Source organism: Variovorax sp. GW460-12-1-14-LB1 (genome assembly GCF_059423605.1).
In genome coordinates this window covers 80,057-104,928 of sequence record NZ_JBWKYF010000016.1, presented here as the reverse complement: position 1 = coordinate 104,928, position 24,872 = coordinate 80,057, and the positions used below count along the sequence as shown (strand labels likewise).

Below are 24,872 nucleotides of genomic sequence, written 5' to 3'. Positions count from 1 at the left end.
TCCAACACCTGCCCTCAGGCCGTTGGCATGCCTGGCGCAGTCGTGTCGTGCGGGCAGATGTCGGACAACCCTTAACCTATACCGTCCTACAACCAGCAGTCGAGAAAGTCCGCTTCGCAGCGATTGTAGAAATCGACTGCGAAGCGACGGACGTCTGCTTTGAGTTCAATGGCGCATCGCACTCGCATGAGCCCATGTGGCCCCCCCAATCAAGATCGCCGGCCGTAAGCAAGGGGTAGCCTCCCGCGTCAGAAGAATCTACCCCCGAAAATCCCTGCTGCCATTCGCCGCCGACGTAGAGATCAATGCAGCCTCTCAGGGTTTTGAGAACTTCTTGTTGGGAAACCACCGGAAGATGTTGTCGCAGCGGTTGTTGGCGAGCCTCACGAACAGGTAGCCAGACTCTGCGTTGCCGAGCGCATCAACGGGGATTCCTGCGCCGCGAAGGGCTGCGACTTCGGCGTCCGCGTCAATGTCGAAGGGCAAGCTGAGAGTCACCGTCGCTGTGTGCACGAGAAGCTTGGCCATGCTACGGGCTCAATGCGCTTGTTCCGATGCAGCATGCCTTTTGGGCGTCACGCGCATCACGGTGGCCCGGCCTGAACAGACGACTCGCCCACGTGGGTACAACCGGGGGAGCAGAGATTCAGCCTCGATCAACCCCGCGCTGCGCAGCACTCCGCGCATTCGAGTCTCCTCCAGATCATCGGTCGGCACAGGCGGTCGCGCGCGGCAAAAGCGGCGGAGCAGATGTATAGGCATTGGATTTCCCGGGTCTGTGTTGGGCGGCAGCGTTGACTGCTGAGAACTTGCGGCCGCCCAACCATGTGCTCGAAACCCACGCACCGGTCGGTGCAGGATTCGGGGCAATTGACGGCCGTACAAGCAAGTGCGCGCCAGGTTCTCGGTGTCGATTTCCGCGGGGCTCATGGCGTACATGGGGTTGCTCTCCAAAGCGAGGTTCTGGGGGGCCCACGCTAGCCAGAAAGTGAGTCCCTGACTGTTCGCTGGCGCACCAAGCCCCCCAAAAAAATGTCCCGGCGATTGGTACGCCAGCGCACAGACGCCGGATTTCAGTCGCAGAATCATGAAAATTTGGAAGCAGATCTCGCCCATGGCATTGCCTCCTCGTTCTTCTTCGTTGCGTCGGGCCGCTGCACACAACGAACTGCTGGATGCCATCCCTGTCGAGGTGATGGCCCGAATGGAGCCGTTCCTGGAATTGGTGCCGCTGCGTCTCGGGGAGGTGCTCTACGAGTCGGGGGTGGTGCAGCGACACGTTTTCTTCCCCGTCGATTGCATCGTCTCCCTGCTGTACGTGCTGGAGAACGGGCAGTCGGCGGAGATCGCGGTCGTCGGCTTCGAAGGCATGGTGGGCGTGTCGCTCCTGATGGGCGGAGGTAGCACCCCCAATCGTGCCGTGGTGCAAAGTGCAGGCAAGGCCTTCAGGCTGAGTGCCACCCACGTTCAGGAGCTGACGGACAAGGGGGGGCCGTTGCTTCACCTCTTGCTGCGCTACACCCAGTCGCTCATCACCCAAATGTCGCAAACGGCGGTGTGCAACCGGCATCATTCGCTCGAGCAGCAGCTGTGCCGCTGGCTGTTGTTGAGCCTGGACAGATTGCCGGGCAATGAACTGGTCATGACGCAGGAGCTGATCGCCAACATGCTCGGCGTGCGACGCGAAGGCGTCACGGAGGCGGCAGGCAAGTTGCAGCGCCTGAACCTGATCAAGTACGCCCGAGGTCACATCACGGTACTCGACCGCCCGGGCCTGGAACAGCAGGTGTGTGAATGCTATGAGGTCGTGAAGCGCGAAACGGATCGGCTGCTGCCTCGCCAAGTGGCAAGCTGATTCGCCGCGCCGATGGTCACGCTCGGTGCGCCGCCGCACAGACGTGAGCCATCGCATCGGCAACAATGCGGCGGGTCACGCATCTTCGCGCTGGCCCCTCTCAACAGGGGCTCTGTGACATCCCATCCGACCCGCCCCATTCACAACCGTCTGCTCGAAGTGCTGCCGCCGATGGTCAGGGCGCGTCTGCTCGAAAAATGCGAGAGCGTGCCATTGGCCGCGGCCCAGACGCTCTATGAGCCGGGCGATGCCATCCACCACATCCACTTCCCCACGAGCGCCTTTGTTTCGCTGGTTTCCACGGCGGACGGCCACGACGGCCTGCAAACAGGCTTGGTGGGCAACGAGGGCGCCTTGGGCTACGAACTGTCGCTGGGTGTTCAGAGCGCACCGTTGCGAGCATTCGTTCAGGGCAGCGGTCTGGCCTGGCGCCTGACAGCGCAGTCCTTTGCTCAGGAACTGGAGCACAACACGATGCTCAGGCGTGTTCTCAACCGCTACGTCTGTGTGCTGCTGATGGAACTGGGTCGCTCGGGCCTGTGCAACCGCTTCCATCTGATCGAGGAGCGCCTGGCGCGCTGGCTACTGACCACGCAGGATTGCGCGCACTCCGCACACCTGGCACTGACTCATGAAGTACTGGGTCGCATGCTGGGGGTGCGCAGGGTCGGCATCACCAATGCAGCGACGGCACTGCACGAGCGTCGGCTGATCGAATACCGCCGTGGCGCCATCACGATCACGGATCGCCAGGGACTGGAAAATGCGGCGTGCGATTGCTATCGGGCCAACCAGCGCAACTACGCACGGTTGATCTCATGACAGGCGGCCTTCCCGCCATTCACACGGCAGGAACATGAAGATCGTTCTCCCGCAGCATCACCGGCTCCATGGCCCCCTGCGAGAGACGCCGCCGCACCGCAGCTTCAATCTCTTCGACATGGTGGCCGAAGGTTTCAAGCGGATCGGCGCTCTCGGGTGTGTGAAAGTGATAGCGCAGCGCTTGGCTCCCGACGCTGGCACTCACGAACCGGTTGCCCTCCAGGTCCACCCAGAAGCGGACGGAGCCAGAGGCATCATGAAAGTAGGGAGCATCGGACATTGCGAGAATCTTTCTTGGGGGCGGCTGTGCACTATCACAGGTCTGGCGCTTCATGTCCGTAAGACAACGGGAGTTGATCGCTCCGCAGGCCCAAGTGCTTGGCCTTAGCCATGAAATCCAGCGAGGTGACGGCCCGCCGGCATCGAGGCGCCGCTCTTGATGGGCGGGTGCTTAAGCTTCCTCTACCAGCGCCGGATGGCCGTCAACCAGATCATGGCGCGCCTTTTGTTTTCGGTCTGTGCGCCAGCGCACGGTCGAAAAATCTCCTGCGCGGTAGTGTGGCGGCTTCAACTTCTTTCACGGAGGGGCCCATGACACCTTCCCAGTTCACCGCCGAGTCGCTGCTTCGGACTTACCTCAGTGGGCGCAGCATGCCGAAAATCCTTCGTGACGCCATTGTGTGGTCGATCGAAGTTCGACTGGCCAGGGGCGACACGCCAACGCTCGACGAGACGCTGCGAACTGACATCGACAACCATGCTGTAGAGCCTCCTGGGCAACCGACCGTATGTGCCTTGTTGCGTCGCTTTGGCGAGACTGAAGACACAACGCATGCGAGCAGTCGCCCAAGCCACAGAGCGTTTGGAACCTCCGTTTATTGACACGAGTGCACCGGCTGGTTCGTGTCTACTTCAGTCAGACGGCCCGGGCAGATTTGCGAGGTGGAAGTCCGCGCCGGGTCGCAAAGCCTCCCTCGATGCATATCGCCCCGAGCGGCAGCAATCAGTCTGAAGCAGCCGCCCCGGTATCCAATACCGGCGCCAAACTCTCATCCTCCCCCACTCTCCTGAAACAATGCCGCCGCATCCCGCGCCAGATCCGAAGCGATCCAAAGCAGGTTGTCCCGATGCCCAGCCCCCGCCTCTTCGAACCATCCATCGCCGGCGCCGTGGCAGCACCACAGCAGTGAGTTCAGTTGTTCCAGTTTGCATTCCAGCAGGTCTGCTGCGCTGGGGGGGGTCGCGCGGGGAGAGGTCGACCCGGTAGCCCGGGCCATAATTCGTTTAGCCATTTGTTGTGCTCTCTTTCAAGGTTATGCACGTCACTTGGTTAGACGGTCATGGTGTTCGCGCACCGTGGCCGTCGCCTTTTGTGCCTCACGTTCGCATCGATCGATCTGCATCGATGGCCCGCCGTGAGGCGAAGCGGTTCATTCATTCACTCAATCAGTCAGTGGTCCGTGGTGTGGTGTGTGCTGCCCTCCTCGCCCACATGGCGGGTCGTTTCATCACAGGGGCATTCACTGTAGAGAAGTCCTGCCCGGCACAGAGAGAAATTTCGCCGAGGAATGCGCGGTTCGCGCAAGTAATCGCGCTGCGGCAGCGGCGATTCACAAAGCCCTGACAGTCGGGCCCTGAAAGCAGGGCCCGAGCCCCGCATCGACAGCAGCGCCTCAGCCCTGCCCGCCGAACTCCCGCGCGTGCTCCACCGCGTACTTGATGAGCTCCGCCTGCCCTTCGATGCCCAGGCGCCGCTTGATGCTCTGGCGGTGCGCCTCCACGGTGCGCACGCTCAGGCCGAGGTCGCGTGCGATCTGCTTGCTCGATTCGCCGCGGCCGAGCGCGCTCAATATCTCGCTCTCACGCGGCGTGAGCAGCGGGCGCGGGGTCTGGTTGCGAAAGAGTTTCTTCGACACGGCCGGGCTCAGGAAGGTGCCGCCCGCCGACACGGCCTCGATGGCGGCCACGATCTCCGCCGCCGGCGCGTCTTTCAGCACGTAGCCGCGCGCGCCGACCTGCAGGGCCTTCTGCACGTACTCGGGGTTGTCGTACATGCTGAGCATGACGATGTGCGGTGCGGGCTGCTGGTGCTGCGGCTGTTGTTGCAGCAGCAGCGCCGCCAGCTCGATGCCGTTCATGTCCTTCATGCCCACGTCCATGAGCACGAGGTGCGGCTGCGCGGGACCGATGAGTGCCAGCGCCTCGGCCGCGCTGCCGGCCTCGCCCACGATCTCCAGGCCGGGCATGGCGCCCAGGCGCGCGCGCAGGCCGTCGCGCACCAGCGGGTGGTCGTCGACCAGGAACAGGCGCACGACAACGGGAGCGGCAGCAGCGGCGGAGTCTTCTTTCATGGCCGCTATTCTGGCTTTGCGCGCCGCACCGGCACTTCGGCCACGATGGAGGTGTGGCCCCGGCCCGAGCGCATGCGCAGCCGGCCTTCGATGGACTCCATGCGCTCGCGCATGTTGCGCAGGCCGATGCCGCGCTGCGGGTCGAGCTGCATGGCCTCGACGTTGAAGCCGACGCCGTCGTCGCTGATCTCCAGGCGCACGGCCTCTTCGTCGAAGCCCAATGCAATGTGCACCTGCTGCGCACGCGCGTGTTTGCGCACATTGGTCAACGCTTCCTGCGTGACGCGAAAGAGCGCGGTCTTGGCTTCCTGCGACAGCTCGAAGGGTTCGCCCTCGACCATGATCGATGCGTCCACGCCGCCTTCTTCACCGAACTCGGCGCCCAGGCGCTCCAGCGCGGCGGGCAGCCCCAGGGTGTCGAGCAGCGCGGGGCGCAGCCGGTGCGAGATGCGGCGCACCTCGGTGAGTGAATCGTTCAGTCGCTGCAGTGCCTTGCCGAGCGCGGGCGGCGGCGACTGGTGCGCGCGGTCGAGCTGCTCCACGGCCGATTCGATCAGCAGCTTGGCCGACACCAGCGTCTGGCTGGTGCCGTCGTGCAGCTCGCGCGCGAGGTGGCCGCGCTCTTCTTCCTGCGACTGCACCACGCGGCGCGCGAGCAGGCGCAGCTTGGCTTCGGCGGTGCGGTGCTCGCTGAGGTTGAGCAGCAGCCCGGCCGCGCTGACCACGCCCAGGCACAGCGCGGCGATGCCGGCGATCCACAGCAACGTGGCGGTGACGTTCGCGTTCATCTGCCGGTCGAGGGTGTCCATGGTCGACTGGATATCGTCCAGGTACAGGCCGGTGCCGACCATCCAGTTCCAGCGCGGCAGCGCGGTGACGTAGCCGAGCTTGGGCGCCATCTGCGCGCTGGAGGGCTTGCGCCATTCGTACTCGACGTAGGCGCCGCCCTTGTCGCGCGCGCCCTTGATCAGCTCCTGGATGGTGAAGCGGCCGTGCGAATCGCGCAGGTTCCACAGGTTCTGCCCCACCAGCTCGGGCTGGCGCGAATGCATGAGCGAGTTGCCGTCCATGTCGTAGACGAAGAAGTAGCCGTCGTCGCCGTAGTTGAGCGTGGCCAGGCGGCGCAGGGCCTCGGTGCGCGTGGCCTCGTCGTCCAGGCCCGACTCGTACAGCGGCAGCAGGTTGCTCACGGCCAGGTCGACGTAGCTGCGCAGCTCGCTGCGGCGCTGGGCCATGTAGCTGCGCTCGATGAGCGCCCGCTCGCGCTGGGCCAGGTCGTGCTCCTGGTGACGCACGGCCAGGGCCACGAGCACCAGCGCGACCAGCAGGGGCGCAACGGCCAGCGCGACGATCTTGGTGCGGAGGTTCATCGGGGAGGGAGACTACCACTGGGGCGGTGCAGGGCTTCCGGCTGGCCGACCGTGGGGGAATCTCCTTCGGGTAACGATCGATACGAGTGTGTCTTGGCGGGGCGGCTTACAAAGCCGGACCTGCAATACATACAAAGGGAGGACTGCATGGAAAACACCGCACATCGTCTGGCTTCGGGGCCTGCGAACAAGAAGCACCCGACGCCCCGGCCGAGGACAGGCTTTGACAGCTGGGCCGATGGCATCGACAAGGCCGACGACCAATGGAACGCCTATGACTGCGAGATCCGCTCGGCGGTCAACGAATACAACATGCACCTCTCGCGCACACCGGGCTATGTCCCGCTGGACTGGCAGGTGGTCAAGGCCATGCTGTGGGTGGAAACCGGCGCCAAGGCGCCTTCCTGGAAGACCAGGCCCATGCAGATCGGCAATGCCTCGGATGCCGGACTGATGGCGCTGCTCGGGGACCGCGAAGGCGGCGACCTGGTCGTTCCGCCCTCTCTTCGAGTCAGCCTGTCTGCCAGCTCGGTCAGGGCCGAGCCCGCATCGAACATTCGCGCAGGCATCGGCTATCTCTTGATGCGCATGGCAACGTTCGAGTTCAGGAGCATCTTGAGCACGGACGGCAAGATCCATGAGGTCACGGTGAAGGACGGCGACAGTCTTGAAAGAATCGCCAAGGAGCAAGGGAGCACGCCGGAGGTCATGAAGAAGCTCAACCCGTCTGCGCACCTGCTCAAGGCGGGTCAGGTGCTGAAGTACCAGAAGGCGGAAGTCAGGAAAGTCATCACGGGATGGATGCCTCTCACCTCATCGCGCATCGCCGCGCGCTACAACGTCGGCGATGCCAACTACGCCCGGAAAATGGACCACGCACTGCCCGCGGTACGGAAGGCGCAGGAGGCGGTATGCAAATGACTCGAACATTCGCGCTGATCGCGCTTTTCCTGGCCGGGCCATGCACCGCCCTTGCGGACGCACCGTTCACAGGCAAGTTCAGCGGAACAGGCCGCGCATGCTCGGGCGGCCTGTATGTGCGAACCAAGGCCATCGAATGGAACTCGAGCTTCAGCATCTGCAAGCCCTCACGCTATGAGGTTCTTGACAACGAGTTGGACAAGAAAGAAGGTGAGCGGATCGCCTTTCGCCTCCAGTCTCCCAGCCGCCAATGCCTGTACCCCGTAATCGAGGTGCAACGGCTCAGCACGTACAGCTGGGGCGTGCAGGGCTATCAGTCGATGGAGTCGTACCGCAACCGCGCCCTGCCCGACTGGGCCAACTCTCCGCTGGAGGAGCGGCTGATCCTGTCGTGTCCCATGACACGCCTGGATTGAGCGTCCGCCTTTAGTGCAGGCTCGTAGGCCGCCCCGCAGCCACCCACGCATCCAGCCCCCCCGTCAGCGGCAACGCCCGCCGCGCCCCGCGCGCCAGCAGCACGCGCGCGGCCTGCGCGGCCGAGACTTCGTTGGGGCAGTTGCAGTACAGCACCACGTCGCGGTCGGGGTCGATCGTGAGGTCCAGGTTGCGCTGCTGCAGCGCCTTGAGGGTGTACGACAGCGCGCCCGGAATGCGGCGCGGGTCGACCTGCACGCCAGCCTCGCCGCGCACGTCGATCACCAGCGGCGGCACGTCGCCGCTCATCAGGTCGAACAGCTCGTCGACGCTGATGCGCGGCATGCCGGTGAGCCGCGCGAAGGCGCGGCGGCGCCAGTAGCGCACGGCGAGCATCACGAGCAGCACCACGCCCAGCGCAGCGGTGGCGATGCCGCCGGCCTGGGCCAGCACGGCGAGCACCTGCTGGATCTGGTCGCGAAAGAGCCAGCCCAGGCCGAGGAACAGGCCCGTCCAGACCAGCGCGGCGACGATGTCGAAGCCGACAAAGCGCCGCACCGACATACCCAGCGCGCCGGCCATGGGCGGCGCCACCACGGAGACGCCAGGCACGAACTTGGCGGCCACCAGCGACATGCCGCCCCAGTCGGAAATGAGCGATTCGCCGCGCCGCACGCAGGAGTCCTGCGACAGCGAGATGCGGCACAGCAGCCGCATGAAGCGGTAGCCGAAGCGGCGCCCGGCATAGAACCACGCGCCGTCGCCCAGCAGGTTGGCGACCACGGCGGCCAGCACCACGCCGACCACCGACACGTCGCCCGCCGCCAGCAGCGCGCCGGTGACGACCAGCACGGCCGCGGCCGGCACGGGCAGGCCCAGGCGCGCGGCAAAGCTGGCGGCAAACACCACCAGGATCGCGTTCTGCACCAGCAGCGACATCAGCTGCGCCATGCGGGCCGCCGTTCGGTCGTTGCCGCGTGCCGCAGGGCGGCGCGCCGGGAGGAGGTGTGGGATGTGGTCATGCCGGGCGCGATTCTCCCGCATGGCCCAAGCACGTACTGCGCGCAGGCCATCCGGGGGCCGGCACGCATCCTTTCGCTCAGCGGGGTGCGTCGCCCTTGCGGTACTCGGCGGTGAGCGCGTCGAGCTTCTGCTTGAGCGCCGGGTCGAGCACGTAGCTGGCGGCGGCCACGGTGGCGTCGAGCTGTTCGGGGCGGCTGGCGCCCAGCAGCGGCGCGGTGATCAGCGGGTTGGCCATGACCCACGCCACGGCCAGCGTGGCCAGCGGCACGCCGGCTTCGTCGGCCAATGCGTGCAGTTGGGTGACGGTGTCGAAGCTGCGGTCGTTCCAGTAGCGGTCCTGGTACATGCCGCCGGCGGTGCCGAGGGTGAAGCGGGTGTTCTCCTCGGGCTTGGCGCCGGGCTTGTACTTGCCGGTGAGCAGGCCGCCGGCCAGCGGGTTGTAGGGAATCACGCCCAGGCCCTCTTCGGCCGCGAGCGGCAGCAGCTCGCGCTCGATCTCGCGGAACAGCAGGCTGTAGCGCGGCTGCACCGACACGAAGCGCGTGAACCGGTGCAGCTCGGCCTTGCCCAGCGCACGGGCCAGGCGGTAGGCCAGGAAGTTCGACACGCCGATGTAGCGCGCGCGGCCCGACCTGACGATGACGTCGAGCGCCTCGAGGCTTTCCTCGAGCGGGGTCTCGCGGTCGTCCATGTGCAGCTGGTACAGGTCGACGTGGTCGGTCTTCAGCCGTTTGAGCGAGAGGTCGATGGCGTCGAGCAGGTGCTTGCGCGAGGCGCCCTGGTCCCAGGGGTTGGGGCCGACCTTGTTGACGGCCTTGGTGGCGACCACGAAGCGGCGGCGGCCCGCGGGGCCCTGCTTGTCGAGCCAGTTGCCGATGATCTCTTCGGTGCGGCCGGTGGTCTCGATGGTGCCGCCCAGCGGGTACACGTCGGCGGTGTCGAGGAAGTTGATGCCGGCGTCGGCGGCCTTGTCCAGGATCTGGTGCGACACGGCCTCGTCGGTCTGCAGGCCGAAGGTCATGGTGCCCAGGGCCAGGCGGGACACGGTGAGGCCGGTACGGCCCAGGCGGGTGGTGGGGATGCTCATGCAGGCTCGCTCCGAGAAGGTGGGAGAGGGAGGGAAAGAGGCGGCGGCCATCATAGGCACGGCCGCGCATTCCTGCAGGCGCTGGAGATTCAGGTGGATTCGAGGTGCACGCCGGGCGCGCCACGTTCGACCGAGAAGCGGGCCATGGCCGCGACGGCGGAGTCGGCGTTCTTCTCGTCGTCCACCGCGCGGAACTCGACGGCGCAGCCGCGCGCGTCGAGCGTCATGAGGCCGTAGCCGCGCTTGTCGGCGCGGCCGTAGCGCAGGTGTTCGTTCTTCGCGCGCATGTGGGCCACGCTGGCGGCGCTCGGCCCTTCGGAAGTGATAGCGCCGCCGACGAACTCGGTCGCGACCACAGGGCCCTGCGGCGCGCGGCGCAGGTCGGCGGCCCAGAAGGCGTGCACGTCGCCGCCGAGCACCAGCGCATCGCCGCCGCGCGACGGGTTGGCGGCCAGCGCGTCGAGCAGGCGCGTGCGCGCGGCGGCGTAGCCGTCCCAGCCGTCCATCCAGTAGCCATGGCCGGGGCCGCGCTGGCGGTCGGCTTCGGCGAGCAAGGTCGGTTGGGCGATGACGGTCCAGCGCGCCGGCGGCGTGGCGAGTTCGTTGGCGAGCCAGGCTTCCTGCTGCATGCCGAGCAGGCTGCGCTCCGGGGCCAGCCGGTCGGCGCAATCGACCAGCGGCTTGGTGCTGCGGCCCGGGAGGCAGGCGTGGTGCGAGCGGTACTGGCGGCCGTCGAGCAGCATCACGTCGAGCATTCGGCCGAAGCGATGACGCCCGTAGATGGTCGCGCCCGCGCCGCGCGGGCGCATGGAGGCCGGCACGGGCATGTGCTCGTACCAGGCCTGGTAGGCGGCGGCGCGGATGGCGAGGAACTGCGCCGGGTCGGGCGTGCGCGGCGAGACGTCGTCGGTGTAGTCGTTGGCGACCTCGTGGTCGTCCCAGGTCACGAGCCAGGGAAAGGCGGCGTGCGCGGCCTGCAGGTGCGGGTCGGTCTTGTACAGCGCGTAGCGGTTGCGAAAGCCGGCCAGGTCGGTGGGAATGCCGCCCTCGTGCCGGCGCACGTTGTGCGAGCCGCGCGAGCTTTCGTAGATGTAGTCGCCCAGGTGCACGACGAAGTCGAGCGGCTGCGCTGCCATGTCGCGGTAGGCGGCGTAGTAGCCCTCCTCGTACTGCTGGCACGAGGCGAAGGCGAAGCGCAGCGGCTGCACGGCGGCGTCATCGTCGGCCGGCGCGGTGCGCATGCGGCCGACGGGGCTGCGCACGCCGGCGGCGGTGAAGCGGTACCAGTAGGGGCGGCCCGGGCGCAGGCCCTGCACGTCGACGTGCACCGAGTGCGCGAGGTCGGCCTCGGCGCTGGCGATGCCCTTGGTCACGATGCGGCGAAAGCGCTCGTCCTCGGCCACTTCCCACTGCACCGCCACGGGCGCGTCGCCCATGCCGCCGCCCTGCAGCGGCTCGGGCGCGAGCCGCGTCCACAGCACCATGCCGTCAGGCCGCGGCGCGCCCGAGGCGACGCCGAGCGTGAACGGGTCACGCGCGGCCGCGGGCTGGGCGCGCAGGTGCAGGAAGGGATGGCCGAGCGCGGCGGCGGCGAGGCCGGTGTGCAGCAGGCTCCGGCGGGTGAAAAACGGAGGGGTCATCGGGCGTCTTTCTTGGCGCGTCGCTCGGCGATCTCGAGGTCGATCGATGCCTGCAGGCGCGCTTGCCGGTCGAGCTCCCTCTGCCGGGTGTCGACGCTCGTGTACTCGCGGTCGATCAACGCCTGCAGGCGCGCCAGCTGCGTGAGATCCATCTCGCGGGTGTTGGCGCTCGCGTGCTCGAAGTCGATCGACGCCTGCGGGCGCACTGGCCGCTCGGGATTTTTCGGATGGGTGTCGACGCCCCTTGTGCGCAGGTCTTCGCTCGACTGCGAAGAAGCACCGCCGGAGCGTCCCTCCCAGATCACCAATGCGCCTACAAGAAAGAGCACCGCGAACATGAATTCCATAGCGACGGGGTTCAGGTCGTCCTTGAGGATCGGCTTGAGCGAGCCGTCCAACCGATCTTGCGGAGGCAGCAGGACCGCGACCTTCTTGCCCACGGGGCGTGGATCGAACTTGCCGCCGCTGCGTGCGTACAAGACAGCCCGTCGGCCGTCGGGCCGGACGTAGTCGACCCGGACCTCTGTGTTGCCGGCGCCGGTGACGACACCCTCGACCTTGTCGTAAGAAGAAAGAATGACCACGGCATCAAGCGCCGACAGCAGCGCGACACACAGCATGGCGACGCCCATCACCGCGAGGCACACCGCCACAAACACTCGAAGGATCTGCATGGACTCCAGCCGTCAGGAACTTGCCTGATTCTGGCGCCCTTCTCTTACAGCACCGCCACTGCAGGACGGCGTCTCAGCCCGCCGACCCTTCGCAAGCCACGGCCACTGGCCGCCGCGCATCCGCACGCGCGCTCGCGAGCGCCCAGGCGAAGATGCCCACGCCCGCCAGCGCCAGCAGCGCGCCGACCCAGCCGGTCGAGGTCCAGCCCAGGCCGGCCGCAATGGCGACGCCGCCGAGCCAGGCGCCGAGGGCGTTGGCCATGTTGAAGGCCGAGTGGTTGAGCGCGGCGGCAAGCGTTTGCGCGTCGCCGGCCACGTCCATCAGGCGGATCTGCAGGGCCGGGCCGATGGCGACGGTGGTGCCGATGAGGAACACGGTGAAGGCCGCCGTCACGACGTGGTGCGCCGCGAAGGTGAAGCTGGCGAGCACCAGCGCCGCATAGACGAGCACGCCACCGATGGTGCGCATGAGCGACTTGTCGGCCAGCCGCGAGCCCACGAGGTTGCCGGTGACCATGCCCAGGCCGAACAGCGCGAGCACGAAGGGCACGCCTCCCAGTGGCAGGCCGGCCACTTCGATCAGCGTGGGCTTGATGTAGCTGAACACGGCGAACATGCCGCCGAAGCCGATGGCGCCGATGCCCAGCGTGAACCACACCTGCTTGCGCTTGAGCGCACCGAGTTCGCGCCAGGGGCTGGCGCCGGCAGCGGGTGCGATGTCGGGCACGTCGCGGCGCAGCAGCACCACGGCGACGAGTGCGATGACGCCCACGAACACGAAGGCCGCGCGCCAGCCGAACAGCTGGCCCAGCCACGCCGCGATGGGCACGCCGACCAGCGTGGCACCCGTGAGCCCCAGCATCACGAGGCCGACGGCGCGTGCGCGCCGCCCCGGTGGCGCGAGCGTGGCGGCCACGAGCGCGGCCACGCCGAAGTAGGTGCCGTGCGGCAGGCCGGTGGCAAAACGCAGCAGGTTGAGCGACAGGTAGCCGGGCGCCATCGCGCTGGCGAAGTTGCCGGCCGCGAACACGGCCATCAGCGCGATCAGCAGTGCGCGTCGGCCCCAGCCGGCGGCCAGCACCGCGAGCACGGGCGCGCCGATGACCACGCCCAGCGCATAGGCGCTGATGACGTGGCCGGCCTGCGGGATGGTGACGGCAATGTCTTTCGCGACCTCGGGCAGCAGGCCCATGATGACGAACTCGCCGGTGCCGATGGCAAAGCCGCCGACGCCGAGCGCGAGCACCGCGCGCAGGAACTGGGCGGACGAGACGGACGGTGCAATGGCGGTGGTTTCCGCGCCTTCGCGGGCGGACGGTGAGGCGTTCAAGGCCGGGCTCCTGGGGGGTGCCCGGCGGACGCGGGCAAGGCCCGATTCTAGGGTAAACCCTTAAATTATGAAGATGCTCTCGTGCGGCGCGTCGGTACCGTCTTGCAATTCAGATGGCAACCAGCTGGCGCACGCCCTGCGCTTCCATGTCCTTGCCCAGGCCGCGCGCAATGACTTCTCCGCGCTCCATCACGAGGTAGTCGTCGGCCAGCTCCTGCGCGAAGTCGTAGTACTGCTCGCACAGCACGATGGCCATGTCGCCGCGGTCGGCCAGCATGCGGATGACGCGGCCGATGTCCTTGATGATGCTGGGCTGGATGCCCTCGGTGGGCTCGTCGAGGATCAGCAGCTTGGGCTTGGGCGCGAGGGCGCGGGCGATCGCCAGTTGCTGCTGCTGCCCGCCCGAAAGGTCGCCGCCTCTTCTGTTGATCATCTGCTTGAGCACAGGGAACAGTTCGAACAGCTCCGCAGGAATGGGCGTGCCGCCGCTCTTGTAGGCCAAGCCCATGCGCAGGTTCTCCTCGACCGTGAGCCGCGCGAAGATCTCGCGGCCCTGCGGCACGAAGCCGATGCCGGCCCTGGCCCTGTCGTACGGCGTGGCCTTGTGGATCGGCTTGCCTTCGAGCTCGATGCTGCCGCTCTTGATGGGCACGAGGCCCATGAGCGACTTCAGCAGCGTGGTCTTGCCTACGCCGTTGCGGCCGAGCAGGACCGTGACCTTGCCGAGCGTGGCTTCGAAGCTCACGTCTCTGAGGATGTGGGAGCCGCCGTAATACTGGTGGATGTTCTTGACTGTCAGCATGGTGGGATGCTTTCCTTGGTCTTTATCGGGGGCACCCGGTGTGCGGCACGGCGCGGTCGGCCCCACTGTGCCGGCCCTTCGGGCTGCCCTGCGGTGCTCGCGTTTCGCGGGGTCTCGCAGAACTCGCTGCGCTCAGACAGCTGCGAGCCCTGATCCGCGAAACGCTGCGCTCCTCGGCGGCACAGAGGGGCCGCCCACGCCGCACCGCACACCGGGCGCTGGTCGTGGCGTTGATGCCGGCGGCTCTGGCCGCGGCGACAAGTTCACCGGCCAAGGTAGACCTCGATCACGCGCTCGTCGGCCTGCACTTCGTCGAGCGTGCCCTGCGCGAGCACCGAGCCATCGCACAGCACGGTCACGATCTCGGAGATGGTGCGGATGAAGCTCATGTCGTGCTCCACCACCATCAGCGAATGCTTGCCCTTGAGCGTGAGGAACAGCTCGGCCGTGCGCGCGGTTTCCTCGTCGGTCATGCCGGCCACGGGCTCGTCGAGCAGCAGCAGCTTCGGGTCCTGCATGAGCAGCATGCCGATCTCGAGCCACTGCTTCTGGCCGTGGCTCAGGTTGCCGGCCAGGCGCGAGACGCTGTCGGCCAGGTGAATCGTCTCCAGCACTTCGGCCAGGCGGTCGCTCTGCGCCGAGTCGAGCCTGAACAGCATCGAGGCGCGCACGCCCTTGTCGGTCTTGAGCGCGAGTTCGAGGTTCTCGAACACGGTCAGGTGCTCGAACACCGTCGGCTTCTGGAACTTGCGGCCGATGCCCAGCTGGGCAATGTCGGCTTCGCGGTGGCGCAGCAGGTCGATGGTGCTGCCGAAGAACACGGTGCCCGAATCGGGGCGCGTCTTGCCGGTGATGATGTCCATCATCGTGGTCTTGCCCGCGCCATTGGGGCCGATGATGCAGCGCAGCTCGCCCGGTGCGATGTCGAGCGAGAGCTTGTTGATGGCCTTGAAGCCGTCGAAGCTCACGCTCACGTCTTCCAGGTACAGGATGCGGCCGTGGGTGACGTCGACCTCGCCCGGCGTGGCGATGCGGCTGAAGCCTGCGGTGCGGCCGCCCGATTCGGTCTGGCCCGTGGCCGCGTGCAGGCCGGCTGCGCGTGCGGCGCGCTCGGCGCCGGCTTCCATCAGGTCGGGCGTCATGCGCGGGCTCCCTTCACGTCGGCAACCAGGGGCGCCTGCACCGTCGCTTCGGGCTCGGCATGCGCGGGGTGCGCGGCGGCGGGCTCGCGCCGCGCTTCCTTCGCGGCCGGCGCCGCAGCCTTCTCCGTCTTCTCGCGCGAGAGCCACTTGCGCACCAACCCCACGATGCCGTTCGGCAGGAACAGCGTGACAGCAATGAACAAGGCGCCCAGGAAGTACAGCCAGTACTCGGGGTAGGCCACGGTGAGCCAGCTCTTGGCGCCGTTGACGATGAAGGCGCCGAGGATCGGCCCGATCAGCGTGGCGCGCCCACCGACTGCGGCCCACACGGCGATCTCGATGGAGTTGGCCGCGCTCATCTCGCCCGGGTTGATGATGCCGACCTGCGGCACGTACAGCGCGCCGGCCACGCCGCACATCACGGCGGAGATGACCCAGATCGTGAGCTTGTACGGCAACGGGTTGTAGCCCGAGAACATCACGCGCGTCTCGGCGTCGCGAATGGCCTGCAGCACGCGGCCGAACTTGCTGCCGATGAGCCACTTGGCAAAGAGGAAGAAGCCCAGCAGCGTGAGGCCGGTGAGCGCGAACAGCGTCATGCGCATCTCCTGCGTGGCGATCGGGATGTTCAGGATGCGCTTGAAGTCGGTGAAGCCGTTGTTGCCGCCGAAGCCCGTCTCGTTGCGGAAGAACAGCAGCATCGCGGCGAAGGTCATGGCCTGCGTGATGATCGAGAAGTACACGCCCTTGATGCGCGAGCGGAAGGCGAAGAAGCCGAACACGAAGGCGATGAGGCCGGGCACCGCCACGATGAGCAGCAGCGTCATGCCGAAGCTGCCGCTGAAGGTCCAGTGCCAGGGCAGTTCCTTCCAGTCGAGGAACACCATGAAGTCGGGCAGGTCGCTCTTGTAGTTGCCGTCGCGGCCGATCTGGCGCATGAGGTACATGCCCATCATGTAGCCGCCCAGCGCGAAGAACAGGCCGTGGCCGAGCGACAGGATGCCGGTGTAGCCCCAGATCAAGTCCATCGCCAGCGCGCAGATGGCGTAGCACATGATCTTGCCGACCAGCGCCACGGCGTAGTCGCTCATGTGCAGCGGGCTGTCGGCCGGCACCCACATGTTGAGCACGGGCGCCACGGCGCACACCACGATGAGCGCGACGAAGAAGGCCGTCCAGCCCTTGCCGCTCAAGAGCGGCCCCTTGGTGGGAAGTACGACCTTGCTCATGCCTCAGCGCTCCGGCCCTTCATCGCGAAGATGCCTTGTGGCCGCTTCTGGATGAAGATGATGATGAAGACAAGCACCGCGATCTTTGCGAGCACCGCGCCCGCCCAGCCCTCGATGAACTTGTTGAGAATGCCCAGCCCCAGCGCCGCATACACGGTGCCCGCGAGCTGGCCGACGCCGCCCATCACGACCACCATGAAGCTGTCGACGATGTAGCTCTGGCCCAAGTCGGGGCCGACGTTGCCGATCTGGCTCAGCGCGCAGCCCGCCAGGCCGGCGATACCGGAGCCGAGCGCGAAGGCGTAGGTGTCGATGCGCGCCGTGTTCACGCCCATACACGAAGCAATCGGGCGGTTCTGCGTGACACCGCGCACGAACAGGCCCAGGCGCGTCTTGCCGATGAGCCAGCCCATCGCGAGCAGCACCAGCGCCGCGAAGACGATGATGCAGATGCGGTTCCACGGCAGCGTCACGTTGCTGAGCATGGTGAAGCCGCCGCTCATCCAGCCGGGGTTTTCCACGCCGACGTTCTGCGCACCGAAGAGCGAGCGCACGAGCTGCTGCAGCATCAGGCTGATGCCCCAGGTGGCCAGCAGCGTCTCGAGCGGACGGCCGTAGAGGAAGCGGATCACGCCACGCTCGAGCACTGCGCCCACGAGCGCCGATGCAATGAACGACACGGGAATGGCGGCCACCAGGTACCAGCCGAACGCCGCCTCGGGCATGTACTTCTGGAAGATGCCCTGCATCACGTAGGTGGCGTAGGCGCCGATCATCATCAGCTCGCCGTGCGCCATGTTGATGACGCCCATGAGCCCGTAGGTGATGGCCAGGCCGAGCGCAGCGAGCAGCAGCACCGACCCCAGGCTGATGCCGCTGAACACGGCGTTGATGCGGTCGCCCCAGACCAGCGCGCCGTCGATGTTCGCGATCGATGCGGTGATGGCCGCCTTCACGTCGGCTTCGGTCTCGTCGGCCAGGCGCTGGTTGAGCAGCAGCTTGGTGTCGGGGCTGCGGTTGTTGCCCAGCTCCTTGGCGGCGGCCAGGCGCTTGGCCTTGTCGGCGCTGGTGAGCATGCTGGCGGCGCGCACGAGTTCGAGCTGCGCCTTGATCTTGGGATTGGTCTCGGCGGCCAGCGCCTTCTCGACCATCGGAATGCGCGACTCGTCGGGCTCCTTGAAGAGCGCCTGTGCGGCTTCGGCGCGCACCGCGTCGTCGGTGCTCGTGAGCTTGAGCGCGGCCTGCGCGGCATCGAGCGCGCCGCGCATGAGGTTGTTGTTGACGACGTCCTCGGCGGTGTCGGGCACCTTCAGTTCAGTGCCGGTGACGGGGTCGTAGCCTTTGTCGTCCTTCATCACGAAAACCTTGTCTTCGGTGTACTTCACGGCGTCGTCGGACATCGCCTGGATGAACGCGGCGGTCTTGTCGTCGGCGGTGAGGACGGCCTTATTGAGCGCGGCGATGCGGGCTTCGGATTCGCCGGAGGCGATGGCCCGGGCTTCGTCGGCGGTCAGCGCGTGGGCGGGCGCTGCTGCCAGCAACAGCAGCGCCGTCGTGCAGGAACAAATTGAGCGCAGTAATGAATGCACAGCGTTTCTCTCATTCGGGAACACCGAGGAACCGGCTTTGCCGGGCCTCAGGTGTTGCCCCCGGTAGGGGGTTGGCGAAGCGACACGAAGTGCGCGCAGCCTGGGGGCGAGCCCCAGTTACATCGACTTGCCAGCGGGGTAATCAGGCTTCTTGTCGTTGCCTTCGATGTACGGGCTCCACGGCTTGGCCTTGACCGGGCCCGGCGTCTTCCACACCACGCTGAACTGGCCGTCGGCCTTGATCTCGCCGATGAACACGCTCTTGTGCAGGTGGTGGTTCTTCTCGTCCATCTTCGAGACGATGCCCGAGGGGGCCGTGAAGGTCTGGCCGGCCATCGCCGCGATCACCTTGTCGGTGTCGGTCGACTTGGCCTTCTCGACCGCCTGCTTCCACATATGGATGCCGATCCATGTGGCTTCCATCGGATCGTTCGTGAGCGGCTTGTCCTTGTGGCCGGCGATGTTCTTGGCCTTGGCGTAGTCGCTCCACTGCTTGATGAACGCCGTGTTGGTCGGGTTCTTGATCGACATGAAGTAGTTCCATGCCGCGAGGTGGCCCACGAGCGGCTTGGTGTCCACGCCGCGCAGTTCTTCCTCGCCCACCGAGAAGGCGACCACCGGCACATCCTTGGCCTTCAGGCCCGCGTTGCCCAGTTCCTTGTAGAAGGGCACGTTGGAGTCGCCGTTGATGGTCGACACCACCGCCGTCTTTCCGCCGGCCGAGAACTTCTTGATGTCGGCGACGATGGTCTGGTAGTCGCTGTGGCCGAAGGGGGTGTACTTCTCGTCGATGTCCTTGTCGGCCACGCCCTTGCTCTTGAGGTAGGCGCGCAGGATCTTGTTGGTGGTGCGGGGGTACACGTAGTCGGTGCCCAGCAGCACCCAGCGCTTGGCGCCGCCGCCTTCCTTGCTCATGAGGTAGTCGACGGCCGGAATGGCTTGCTGGTTGGGCGCGGCGCCCGTGTAGAACACGTTCTTGGAGAGCTCTTCACCCTCGTACTGCACGGGGTAGAACAGGAGGCCGTTCATTTCCTCGACCACCGGCAGCACCGACTTGCGCGACACCGAGGTCCAGCAGCCGAAGATCACCGAGACCTTGTCCTGGCCGAGCAGCTGCTTGGTCTTTTCAGCGAACAGCGGCCAGTTGGAGGCCGGGTCGACCACCACTGGCTCGAGCTGCTTGCCCAGCACGCCGCCCTTCTTGTTGATGTCGTCGATGGCCATCAGCACCGTGTCCTTCAACACGGTTTCCGAGATGGCCATCGTGCCCGACAGCGAGTGCAGCACGCCGACCTTGATGGTGTCGGCAGCGAATGCGGGTGCAGCAGAAATGCTGGCCAGCGCGACGGCGGCGGTGAGCGCCTTGAGGGTGAAACGACGTTGCATGTGGACTCCTGCTCCGGGTGGGTTGAACCTTGTCGACAGCGCGGGGCTGGCGATGGAGAGGAGTCTGCGGAACGCACCACAAAGGGGAAATACGCCGGGTGGCGTACACGGAGGTACTCAGGCGGGTGGCGGCACCGGGTACTTCACGGCGTTGGCGAGCATCTTGCGCTTGGCCGCCTCGACCGGATCGATGCCGAGCTTGTCGGCCAGCTGCAGCAGGTAGAGCAGGACGTCCGCGATCTCGGTGCCGATCTCGGCGCGCTTGTCTTCAGGGAGCGCCCAGCTCTGCGCTTCGGTGAGCCACTGGAAATGCTCGAGCAGCTCGGCGGCTTCGACCGACAGCGCGGCGGCGAGGTTCTTGGGGGAGTGGAATTGCTCCCAGTCGCGGGCTTGCGCGAAGTCGCGCAAGGCCTGGGTCAGTGCTTGAAGTTCGGTGGCCATGTCAATCCTGCGGGGTCTGCCGCGAGTTTGGCATGGCTACCCGGCTACGCCATGCGACCTCCCCGCCCATGCAGCACCGCCACCAGCAGCGCCGACACCATCAGATAAACCAGCGCCACACCGAACGCGGCTGTGTAGTCCCCCTCGCCTCCCAGCTGCCCATAAAACAGGATCCCCACCAACGCCACCCCCAGCGCATTGCCCGCCTGCTGCACCATCGACAGCACGCCCGAGGCCACACCCGCGTGCTGCGGCGGCAGGCCGGCCAGCACGGTGGACACCAGGGGCGCCATCACCATGCCGAGCCCCGCGCCCTGCACGAACAGCAGCGGCACCATCCACGCCACGACATGCGCATGCCCCGGCCAGCCGGCCACGTTGGCGCACTGCAACGCATGCCCCGCCGCGAGCACGAGGGCGCCGAGCGCGATCGGGGGCGTGCCGCCGAAGCGGTGAGCGATGCGGGCGCCGGCCATCGAGGTCGCGAAGAAGCCGACGGCCAGCGCCGTGAAGACGATGCCCGAGTGGAGCGCGCCCAGCCCCATCCCCTGCTGCAGGTAGAGCGCGAGCACGAAGTAGAACGAGGCGTTGCCCGCATAGAAGGCCAGCGTGGTGAGCAGCTCGGTCACGAAGCGGCGGTTGGCGAGCAGCGCCGGCGCCACCAGCGGCGCACCGCCGCGTGCCGCAAGGCGGCGCTGCTGCCCCGCGAAGAGGCCCCACAGCGGCACCGCGGCGGCCAGGCACAGCCAGCTCCACAGCGGCCAGCCCTGCTGGCGCCCTTCGACCAGCGGCAGCACCACGGCCACCGATCCGGCCGCGACCAGCGCCATGCCGGCAAGGTCGAGCCGGCTGTCGCCGCGGCCCTGCGCCAGCGGCGGCACCACGCGCGGCGCGAGCACGAGTGCCAGCAGGCCGATGGGCACGTTGATGAGAAAGCAGCTGCGCCAGCCGAGCCCCGCGAGGTCGGCATGGATCAGCACGCCGCCCACCAGCTGCCCCAGCGTGGCGCCCAGGCCCAGCGTGAGCCCGTAGGCCGCGAAGGCGCGCGCCCGGTCTTCGCCCGTGTAGGCGAGACCGATCATCGCGAGCACCTGCGGCTGCAGCAGCGCGCCGGCCAGGCCCTGCAGCAGGCGCGCGGCCACGAGCAGCCCGGCGTTCGGCGCCACGCCGCAGGCGGCCGAGGCGAGCGTGAACAGCAGCAAGCCGAGCATGAACATGCGGCGCCGGCCGAACAGGTCGCCCAGCCGCCCGCCCGTGACCAGGCCCGCGGCGGTGGCCAGGCCGTAGCCCGCCACCACCAGCTGCAGCGTGCCCGCGCTGGCCTGCAGGTCGTGCTGCATGGACGGCAGCGCGACGTTGACGATGAAGAAATCGAGCACCACCAGGAAGGTGCCGCTGAGCATGACCCACAGGCCCAGCCGGCCCGGTGTGGCGGACGCGATCGATGAGGCAGAAGAAACGGCGGGGTTCGACGAGGTCATGGCCCCCACTGTCGGCACCGGGCGGCGTCACGGCAATGACCTGCGAGGTCATGCGCGCAGGGCGCCGCGCGTTCAGCGCTTGTCGAACTGCGCGGACGCAAAGGCCCACGTCATGCGCGTGGCGTCGGGCCCGAGCGGGTCGCTGAACAACTGCCCGCGCGACCCGCCGCTCCACGAGTGGCCGAGCCCTGCGATCTCGCACAGCGTGACCAGCGTGCGGCCCTGGCGCTTGAAGTCGGTCACGCGCATGGCGCGGCGCTGGCCGCGTTGCAGGTCGCGCGCCATGCCGGCGTGCGCGCCCACGGCGGTGGCCCAGACGGCCGCGCTGCTCATGGCGTTGCTGGGCGCCACCACGGCGTCGGCGTCGCCGTGCAGCACCAGCATCGGCGGCAGCGTCGTGAAGACGGCCGCCGCGCCCATGGCCTTGCCGACCGCGGTGACGGGCATCGGCGGCACGTGCTGTCCGCGCATGGCGCCGAGCGCGGTGGCCGACGACTTCGCGGCGCCGGGCGCCACGCCCGAGTGCATGACCACCGCGCGAAAACGGTTCGGGTAGCGCGTGGCCAGCAGCGCCGCCATGCTCGCGCCCGCCGACAGGCCGGCCACGGCCACGCGATCGCGGTCGACGGGGTACAGCATGCAGGCCTGGTCGACAGCGGCCATCAGCGTGGCGGCCTCGGCGTCGGCCTTGCCGGAGCGGCGCTCGTACCAGTTCCAGCAGCCCTGCGGATGGGCGATGCGGTCCTGCTCGGGGTAGAGCACGAGAAAGCGCTGGCGCACGGCGAGCGCGTTCATGCGCGTGCTGGCCGCGAAGTCGCGACCGGTCTGGCCGCAGCCGTGCAGCATGACCATGAGCGGGAGTTTCTCGCCGGGCTGCAGCACCAGGTCGGCCGGACGGAACAGGTGATAGCCGCGCGCCCCGCCCGCGCCCATCGCCATGCCACTGATCCAGTCGCCCTTGCCGGGCGGCGGCTTGAGCCGCTTGGCGGTCGCGCGTTGCACCTGGCCGGCCACGCGCTTGCCGTTGCTCAGCGTGAGCTTGGTGAGCGCCTTCAGGTTGCGCTCGTAGGCGCGGGCGAAGAAAGAAGCGGTGGAGCGACGGGCCATGGCGCAGTGTGCAGGCAAAGCGCCGGGCGGCCAAACGGCCGCGAAGGCCTCAGTAGATTTCCGGGACGATCATGCTGGCAGGGACGGGCTGGCGAAGGTAGTCGTCGTGCCGCTCGCGCGCCGGCAACTCGACCGGCGCGTGCGCCACTTCCTGGTAGGGCAGCTGGCCCAGCAGGTGGCTGATGCAGTTCAGGCGCGCCTTCTTCTTGTCGACGGCCTGCACCACCCACCACGGCGCCTCGGGGATGTGGGTGCGCTCCAGCATGATCTCCTTGGCCTTGGTGTACTCCTCCCAGCGGCGGCGGCTTTCGAGGTCCATGGGGCTGAGCTTCCACTGCTTGAGCGGGTCGTGGATGCGGCCCAGGAAACGCATGTGCTGCTCGTCGTCGGTGATGGAGAACCAGTACTTGATGACCTTGATGCCCGAGCGCACGAGCATCTTCTCGAACTCAGGGACGGTGCGGAAGAACTCCTCGTACTCGTCATCGCTGCAAAAGCCCATCACGCGCTCGACGCCGGCGCGGTTGTACCAGCTGCGGTCGAACAGCACCATCTCGCCGGCGGCCGGCAGGTGCGCCACGTAGCGCTGGAAGTACCACTGCGTGCGTTCGCGGTCGTTGGGCGCGGGCAGCGCGGCCACGCGGGCCACGCGCGGGTTCAGGCGCTGGGTGATGCGCTTGATGACACCGCCCTTGCCCGCCGCGTCGCGGCCTTCGAAAAGGATGACCACCTTCTGCTTGCTGTGCTGCACCCAGTCCTGCAGCTTGACCAGCTCGCCCTGCAGGCGAAAGAGTTCCTTGAAGTAGGCCTGGCGCGCCGCCTTGTCGGACACGGAAGACGCCGCCGAGGCGGGGTCGAGCCCCTCGAGGTTGCGGTCTTCGATCTCCAGCTCGAGTTCTTCGTCGTAGCTGTCGATCAGGTCGCGGGCGATGCGTTGCATCAGGTCTTCGTGGTCGGGAAGTGCGCTCGTCAGCATGATGAAAAGGGGCAAGAGTGGCGGGTAGACAAAAAGCATGCTGCACCCGCCACATGACGGCGGCGTGACGGTTTTGCGGCTGTTTTCTGTAAGCCGACACGCCGTTGTCACATGGCACGAACACCATCCGGGGCACGCTGGCAGCCCGCCAAACGGGCGTCTGCCTGTTCACATGTCTTTTCTGACCACGCACCTTGTCGGTATTTCATGACCTCGCCGCGCAGTCCTATGGCGGCGACGAAGCCGGGCTGATCTGCGGCTACCTGTTCGACGCCGCGGCGCCGGAACCCGCGCGGGCGGTCGATTCGGCACAGGCCGCCGCGTGGCTGGCGGACGCCGGCCAGCTCGGCGACAGCAACGCCTACGTGTGGCTGCACTTCAACCTGAGCCATGCACACGCCGAACGCTGGCTGGTGCGGCACGCCGCCCTGTCGGACACCTTCTACGAGACGCTGCACGAAGGCCTGCCCTCCACGCGCATCGAGCGCGCCGACGACTCGCTGATCGCGGTCATCAACGACGTGCACTTCGAGTTCAGCTTCGAGCCCTCGGACATTTCGACGCTGTGGATCAGCGTCGGCCCGCGCCTGGTGGTCACGGCGCGCACCAAGCCGCTGCGCTCGGTCGACGCGCTGCGCACGGCCGTGAAGGCAGGCGAGGCGCCGCGCTCCAGCACCGAGCTGCTCGAGCACCTGCTGCGCGCGCAGGCCGACGTGCTGGTGAAGATCGTGCGCGGCGTGACCTCGCGCATCGACCGCATCGAGGACGAGCTGCTGGCCGGCCGCCTGGACCACAAGCGCGCACGGCTGGGCGTGCTGCGCCGGCTGCTGGTGCGGCTGCAGCGGCTGCTGGCGCCCGAGCCGGCCGCGCTGTTCCGCCTGCTGCAGGGCCCGCCGGCCTGGATGGCCGAGCCCGACGTGCAGGAGCTGCGCGGCTCGACCGAGGAGTTCTCGGTGGTGCTGCGCGACATGCAGGCGCTGCAGGAGCGCATCAAGCTGCTGCAGGAAGAAATCGCCGCCAACGTCAACGAGGACAACAACCGCAGCCTGTTCGTGCTGACGGTGGTCACGGTGCTGGCGCTGCCGATCAACATCCTGGCCGGCCTGTTCGGCATGAACGTGGGCGGCATTCCGCTGGCGGAGCACAGGCACGGGTTCTGGATCGTGGTGGCGATCGTCGCCACCTTCACCGCCGTGGCCGCCTGGACGGCGTTTCGCAAGAAGCGCTGAGGC

23 protein-coding genes are annotated in these 24,872 nt (G+C 67.3%); 5 read left to right on the top strand and 18 right to left on the bottom strand.

Annotated features, from left to right (window positions below; genetic code table 11):
* Positions 1-315: 315 nt before the first annotated feature.
* A complete protein-coding gene (locus AC07Y4_RS11265; RefSeq protein WP_062472154.1) occupies positions 316-528 on the bottom strand; it encodes a hypothetical protein in 213 nt (70 codons plus the stop codon).
* 586 nt (positions 529-1,114) lie between these two features.
* Between AC07Y4_RS11265 and AC07Y4_RS11260 the strand changes: the two genes are divergently transcribed.
* Complete coding sequence (locus AC07Y4_RS11260) at positions 1,115-1,855, top strand: Crp/Fnr family transcriptional regulator (RefSeq protein WP_369632749.1); 741 nt, start codon at positions 1,115-1,117, stop codon at positions 1,853-1,855.
* Positions 1,856-1,867: 12 nt separating this feature from the next.
* Entirely contained in the window at positions 1,868-2,677 is an 810-nt protein-coding gene (locus AC07Y4_RS11255) for a Crp/Fnr family transcriptional regulator (protein WP_487850354.1), read from the top strand.
* Positions 2,678-2,696: 19 nt separating this feature from the next.
* On the opposite strand, the gene AC07Y4_RS11250 is transcribed toward AC07Y4_RS11255, so the two are convergent.
* From AC07Y4_RS11250 to AC07Y4_RS11240, 3 genes are all read right to left on the bottom strand, one after another.
* Complete coding sequence (locus AC07Y4_RS11250; RefSeq protein WP_095745915.1) at positions 2,697-2,957, bottom strand: DUF1488 family protein; 261 nt, start codon at positions 2,955-2,957, stop codon at positions 2,697-2,699.
* Positions 2,958-4,350: 1,393 nt separating this feature from the next.
* Entirely contained in the window at positions 4,351-5,028 is a 678-nt protein-coding gene (locus tag AC07Y4_RS11245; RefSeq protein ID WP_487850353.1) for a response regulator transcription factor, read from the bottom strand.
* A 5-nt stretch (positions 5,029-5,033) separates the two neighbouring features.
* Positions 5,034-6,398 carry a cache domain-containing protein gene (locus tag AC07Y4_RS11240; protein WP_095744124.1) on the bottom strand — a complete coding sequence of 455 codons (1,365 nt, stop codon included), beginning with the start codon at positions 6,396-6,398 and terminating at the stop codon, positions 5,034-5,036.
* Positions 6,399-6,545: 147 nt separating this feature from the next.
* On the opposite strand from AC07Y4_RS11240, the gene AC07Y4_RS11235 reads away from it, so the two are divergent.
* Positions 6,546-7,319, top strand: coding sequence for a LysM peptidoglycan-binding domain-containing protein (locus tag AC07Y4_RS11235; RefSeq protein WP_487850352.1), 774 nt, complete (start codon positions 6,546-6,548; stop codon positions 7,317-7,319).
* Positions 7,316-7,735 (top strand): hypothetical protein, encoded by a 420-nt coding sequence (locus AC07Y4_RS11230; protein WP_487850351.1) that lies wholly within the window; start codon positions 7,316-7,318, stop codon positions 7,733-7,735. The genes AC07Y4_RS11235 and AC07Y4_RS11230 overlap by 4 nt, the downstream gene beginning before the upstream one ends.
* A gap of 10 nt (positions 7,736-7,745) precedes the next feature.
* On the opposite strand, the gene AC07Y4_RS11225 is transcribed toward AC07Y4_RS11230, so the two are convergent.
* The 14 genes from AC07Y4_RS11225 to ppk2 form a co-directional block, all read right to left on the bottom strand.
* Complete coding sequence (locus AC07Y4_RS11225; RefSeq protein ID WP_139702769.1) at positions 7,746-8,684, bottom strand: VTT domain-containing protein; 939 nt, start codon at positions 8,682-8,684, stop codon at positions 7,746-7,748.
* A gap of 148 nt (positions 8,685-8,832) precedes the next feature.
* Complete coding sequence (locus tag AC07Y4_RS11220; protein ID WP_369631804.1) at positions 8,833-9,843, bottom strand: aldo/keto reductase; 1,011 nt, start codon at positions 9,841-9,843, stop codon at positions 8,833-8,835.
* 89 nt (positions 9,844-9,932) lie between these two features.
* Positions 9,933-11,483, bottom strand: a complete 1,551-nt coding sequence (locus AC07Y4_RS11215; RefSeq protein WP_487850350.1) for an alkaline phosphatase D family protein — start codon at positions 11,481-11,483, stop codon at positions 9,933-9,935.
* On the bottom strand, positions 11,480-12,157 hold the full coding sequence (locus tag AC07Y4_RS11210; protein ID WP_487850349.1) for a hypothetical protein: 678 nt from the start codon (positions 12,155-12,157) through the stop codon (positions 11,480-11,482). The genes AC07Y4_RS11215 and AC07Y4_RS11210 overlap by 4 nt, the downstream gene beginning before the upstream one ends.
* A 73-nt stretch (positions 12,158-12,230) precedes the next feature.
* Complete coding sequence (locus tag AC07Y4_RS11205) at positions 12,231-13,487, bottom strand: MFS transporter (RefSeq protein ID WP_390345893.1); 1,257 nt, start codon at positions 13,485-13,487, stop codon at positions 12,231-12,233.
* 109 nt (positions 13,488-13,596) lie between these two features.
* Positions 13,597-14,289 carry an urea ABC transporter ATP-binding subunit UrtE gene (urtE, locus tag AC07Y4_RS11200; protein ID WP_062472198.1) on the bottom strand — a complete coding sequence of 231 codons (693 nt, stop codon included), beginning with the start codon at positions 14,287-14,289 and terminating at the stop codon, positions 13,597-13,599.
* Between the two features lie 263 nt (positions 14,290-14,552).
* Positions 14,553-15,431, bottom strand: a complete 879-nt coding sequence (urtD, locus tag AC07Y4_RS11195) for an urea ABC transporter ATP-binding protein UrtD (protein ID WP_139702780.1) — start codon at positions 15,429-15,431, stop codon at positions 14,553-14,555.
* Positions 15,428-16,660, bottom strand: a complete 1,233-nt coding sequence (gene urtC, locus AC07Y4_RS11190; RefSeq protein ID WP_487850348.1) for an urea ABC transporter permease subunit UrtC — start codon at positions 16,658-16,660, stop codon at positions 15,428-15,430. The genes urtD and urtC overlap by 4 nt, the downstream gene beginning before the upstream one ends.
* Complete coding sequence (gene urtB / locus AC07Y4_RS11185) at positions 16,657-18,204, bottom strand: urea ABC transporter permease subunit UrtB (RefSeq protein WP_487850383.1); 1,548 nt, start codon at positions 18,202-18,204, stop codon at positions 16,657-16,659. Before urtB ends, urtC begins: the two co-directional genes overlap by 4 nt.
* Positions 18,205-18,366: 162 nt before the next feature.
* Entirely contained in the window at positions 18,367-19,635 is a 1,269-nt protein-coding gene (gene urtA, locus AC07Y4_RS11180; RefSeq protein ID WP_013543023.1) for an urea ABC transporter substrate-binding protein, read from the bottom strand.
* 117 nt (positions 19,636-19,752) lie between these two features.
* Positions 19,753-20,076, bottom strand: coding sequence for a nucleotide pyrophosphohydrolase (locus tag AC07Y4_RS11175; RefSeq protein ID WP_487850347.1), 324 nt, complete (start codon positions 20,074-20,076; stop codon positions 19,753-19,755).
* A gap of 44 nt (positions 20,077-20,120) precedes the next feature.
* A complete protein-coding gene (locus AC07Y4_RS11170; RefSeq protein WP_487850346.1) occupies positions 20,121-21,557 on the bottom strand; it encodes an MFS transporter in 1,437 nt (478 codons plus the stop codon).
* 72 nt (positions 21,558-21,629) lie between these two features.
* Positions 21,630-22,664, bottom strand: a complete 1,035-nt coding sequence (locus AC07Y4_RS11165; RefSeq protein ID WP_070061595.1) for an extracellular catalytic domain type 1 short-chain-length polyhydroxyalkanoate depolymerase — start codon at positions 22,662-22,664, stop codon at positions 21,630-21,632.
* Positions 22,665-22,713: 49 nt separating this feature from the next.
* Complete coding sequence (gene ppk2 / locus AC07Y4_RS11160) at positions 22,714-23,640, bottom strand: polyphosphate kinase 2 (RefSeq protein WP_390345904.1); 927 nt, start codon at positions 23,638-23,640, stop codon at positions 22,714-22,716.
* A gap of 194 nt (positions 23,641-23,834) precedes the next feature.
* On the opposite strand from ppk2, the gene AC07Y4_RS11155 reads away from it, so the two are divergent.
* On the top strand, positions 23,835-24,869 hold the full coding sequence (locus AC07Y4_RS11155; RefSeq protein ID WP_487850345.1) for a transporter: 1,035 nt from the start codon (positions 23,835-23,837) through the stop codon (positions 24,867-24,869).
* The last annotated feature ends 3 nt before the right edge of the window (positions 24,870-24,872 follow it).

Bases quoted from the DNA above. Each gene is read 5' to 3' on its own strand.
- AC07Y4_RS11265 (WP_062472154.1), bottom strand. From the start codon at position 528: ATGGCCAAGCTTCTCGTGCACACAGCGACGGTGACTCTCAGCTTGCCC.
- AC07Y4_RS11260 (WP_369632749.1), top strand. From the start codon at position 1,115: ATGGCATTGCCTCCTCGTTCTTCTTCGTTGCGTCGGGCCGCTGCACAC.
- AC07Y4_RS11255 (WP_487850354.1), top strand. From the start codon at position 1,868: ATGGTCACGCTCGGTGCGCCGCCGCACAGACGTGAGCCATCGCATCGG.
- AC07Y4_RS11250 (WP_095745915.1), bottom strand. From the start codon at position 2,957: ATGTCCGATGCTCCCTACTTTCATGATGCCTCTGGCTCCGTCCGCTTC.
- AC07Y4_RS11245 (WP_487850353.1), bottom strand. From the start codon at position 5,028: ATGAAAGAAGACTCCGCCGCTGCTGCCGCTCCCGTTGTCGTGCGCCTG.
- AC07Y4_RS11240 (WP_095744124.1), bottom strand. From the start codon at position 6,398: ATGAACCTCCGCACCAAGATCGTCGCGCTGGCCGTTGCGCCCCTGCTG.
- AC07Y4_RS11235 (WP_487850352.1), top strand. From the start codon at position 6,546: ATGGAAAACACCGCACATCGTCTGGCTTCGGGGCCTGCGAACAAGAAG.
- AC07Y4_RS11230 (WP_487850351.1), top strand. From the start codon at position 7,316: ATGACTCGAACATTCGCGCTGATCGCGCTTTTCCTGGCCGGGCCATGC.
- AC07Y4_RS11225 (WP_139702769.1), bottom strand. From the start codon at position 8,684: ATGGCGCAGCTGATGTCGCTGCTGGTGCAGAACGCGATCCTGGTGGTG.
- AC07Y4_RS11220 (WP_369631804.1), bottom strand. From the start codon at position 9,843: ATGAGCATCCCCACCACCCGCCTGGGCCGTACCGGCCTCACCGTGTCC.
- AC07Y4_RS11215 (WP_487850350.1), bottom strand. From the start codon at position 11,483: ATGACCCCTCCGTTTTTCACCCGCCGGAGCCTGCTGCACACCGGCCTC.
- AC07Y4_RS11210 (WP_487850349.1), bottom strand. From the start codon at position 12,157: ATGCAGATCCTTCGAGTGTTTGTGGCGGTGTGCCTCGCGGTGATGGGC.
- urtE (WP_062472198.1), bottom strand. From the start codon at position 14,289: ATGCTGACAGTCAAGAACATCCACCAGTATTACGGCGGCTCCCACATC.
- urtD (WP_139702780.1), bottom strand. From the start codon at position 15,431: ATGACGCCCGACCTGATGGAAGCCGGCGCCGAGCGCGCCGCACGCGCA.
- urtC (WP_487850348.1), bottom strand. From the start codon at position 16,660: ATGAGCAAGGTCGTACTTCCCACCAAGGGGCCGCTCTTGAGCGGCAAG.
- urtA (WP_013543023.1), bottom strand. From the start codon at position 19,635: ATGCAACGTCGTTTCACCCTCAAGGCGCTCACCGCCGCCGTCGCGCTG.
- AC07Y4_RS11175 (WP_487850347.1), bottom strand. From the start codon at position 20,076: ATGGCCACCGAACTTCAAGCACTGACCCAGGCCTTGCGCGACTTCGCG.
- AC07Y4_RS11170 (WP_487850346.1), bottom strand. From the start codon at position 21,557: ATGACCTCGTCGAACCCCGCCGTTTCTTCTGCCTCATCGATCGCGTCC.
- AC07Y4_RS11165 (WP_070061595.1), bottom strand. From the start codon at position 22,664: ATGGCCCGTCGCTCCACCGCTTCTTTCTTCGCCCGCGCCTACGAGCGC.
- ppk2 (WP_390345904.1), bottom strand. From the start codon at position 23,640: ATGCTGACGAGCGCACTTCCCGACCACGAAGACCTGATGCAACGCATC.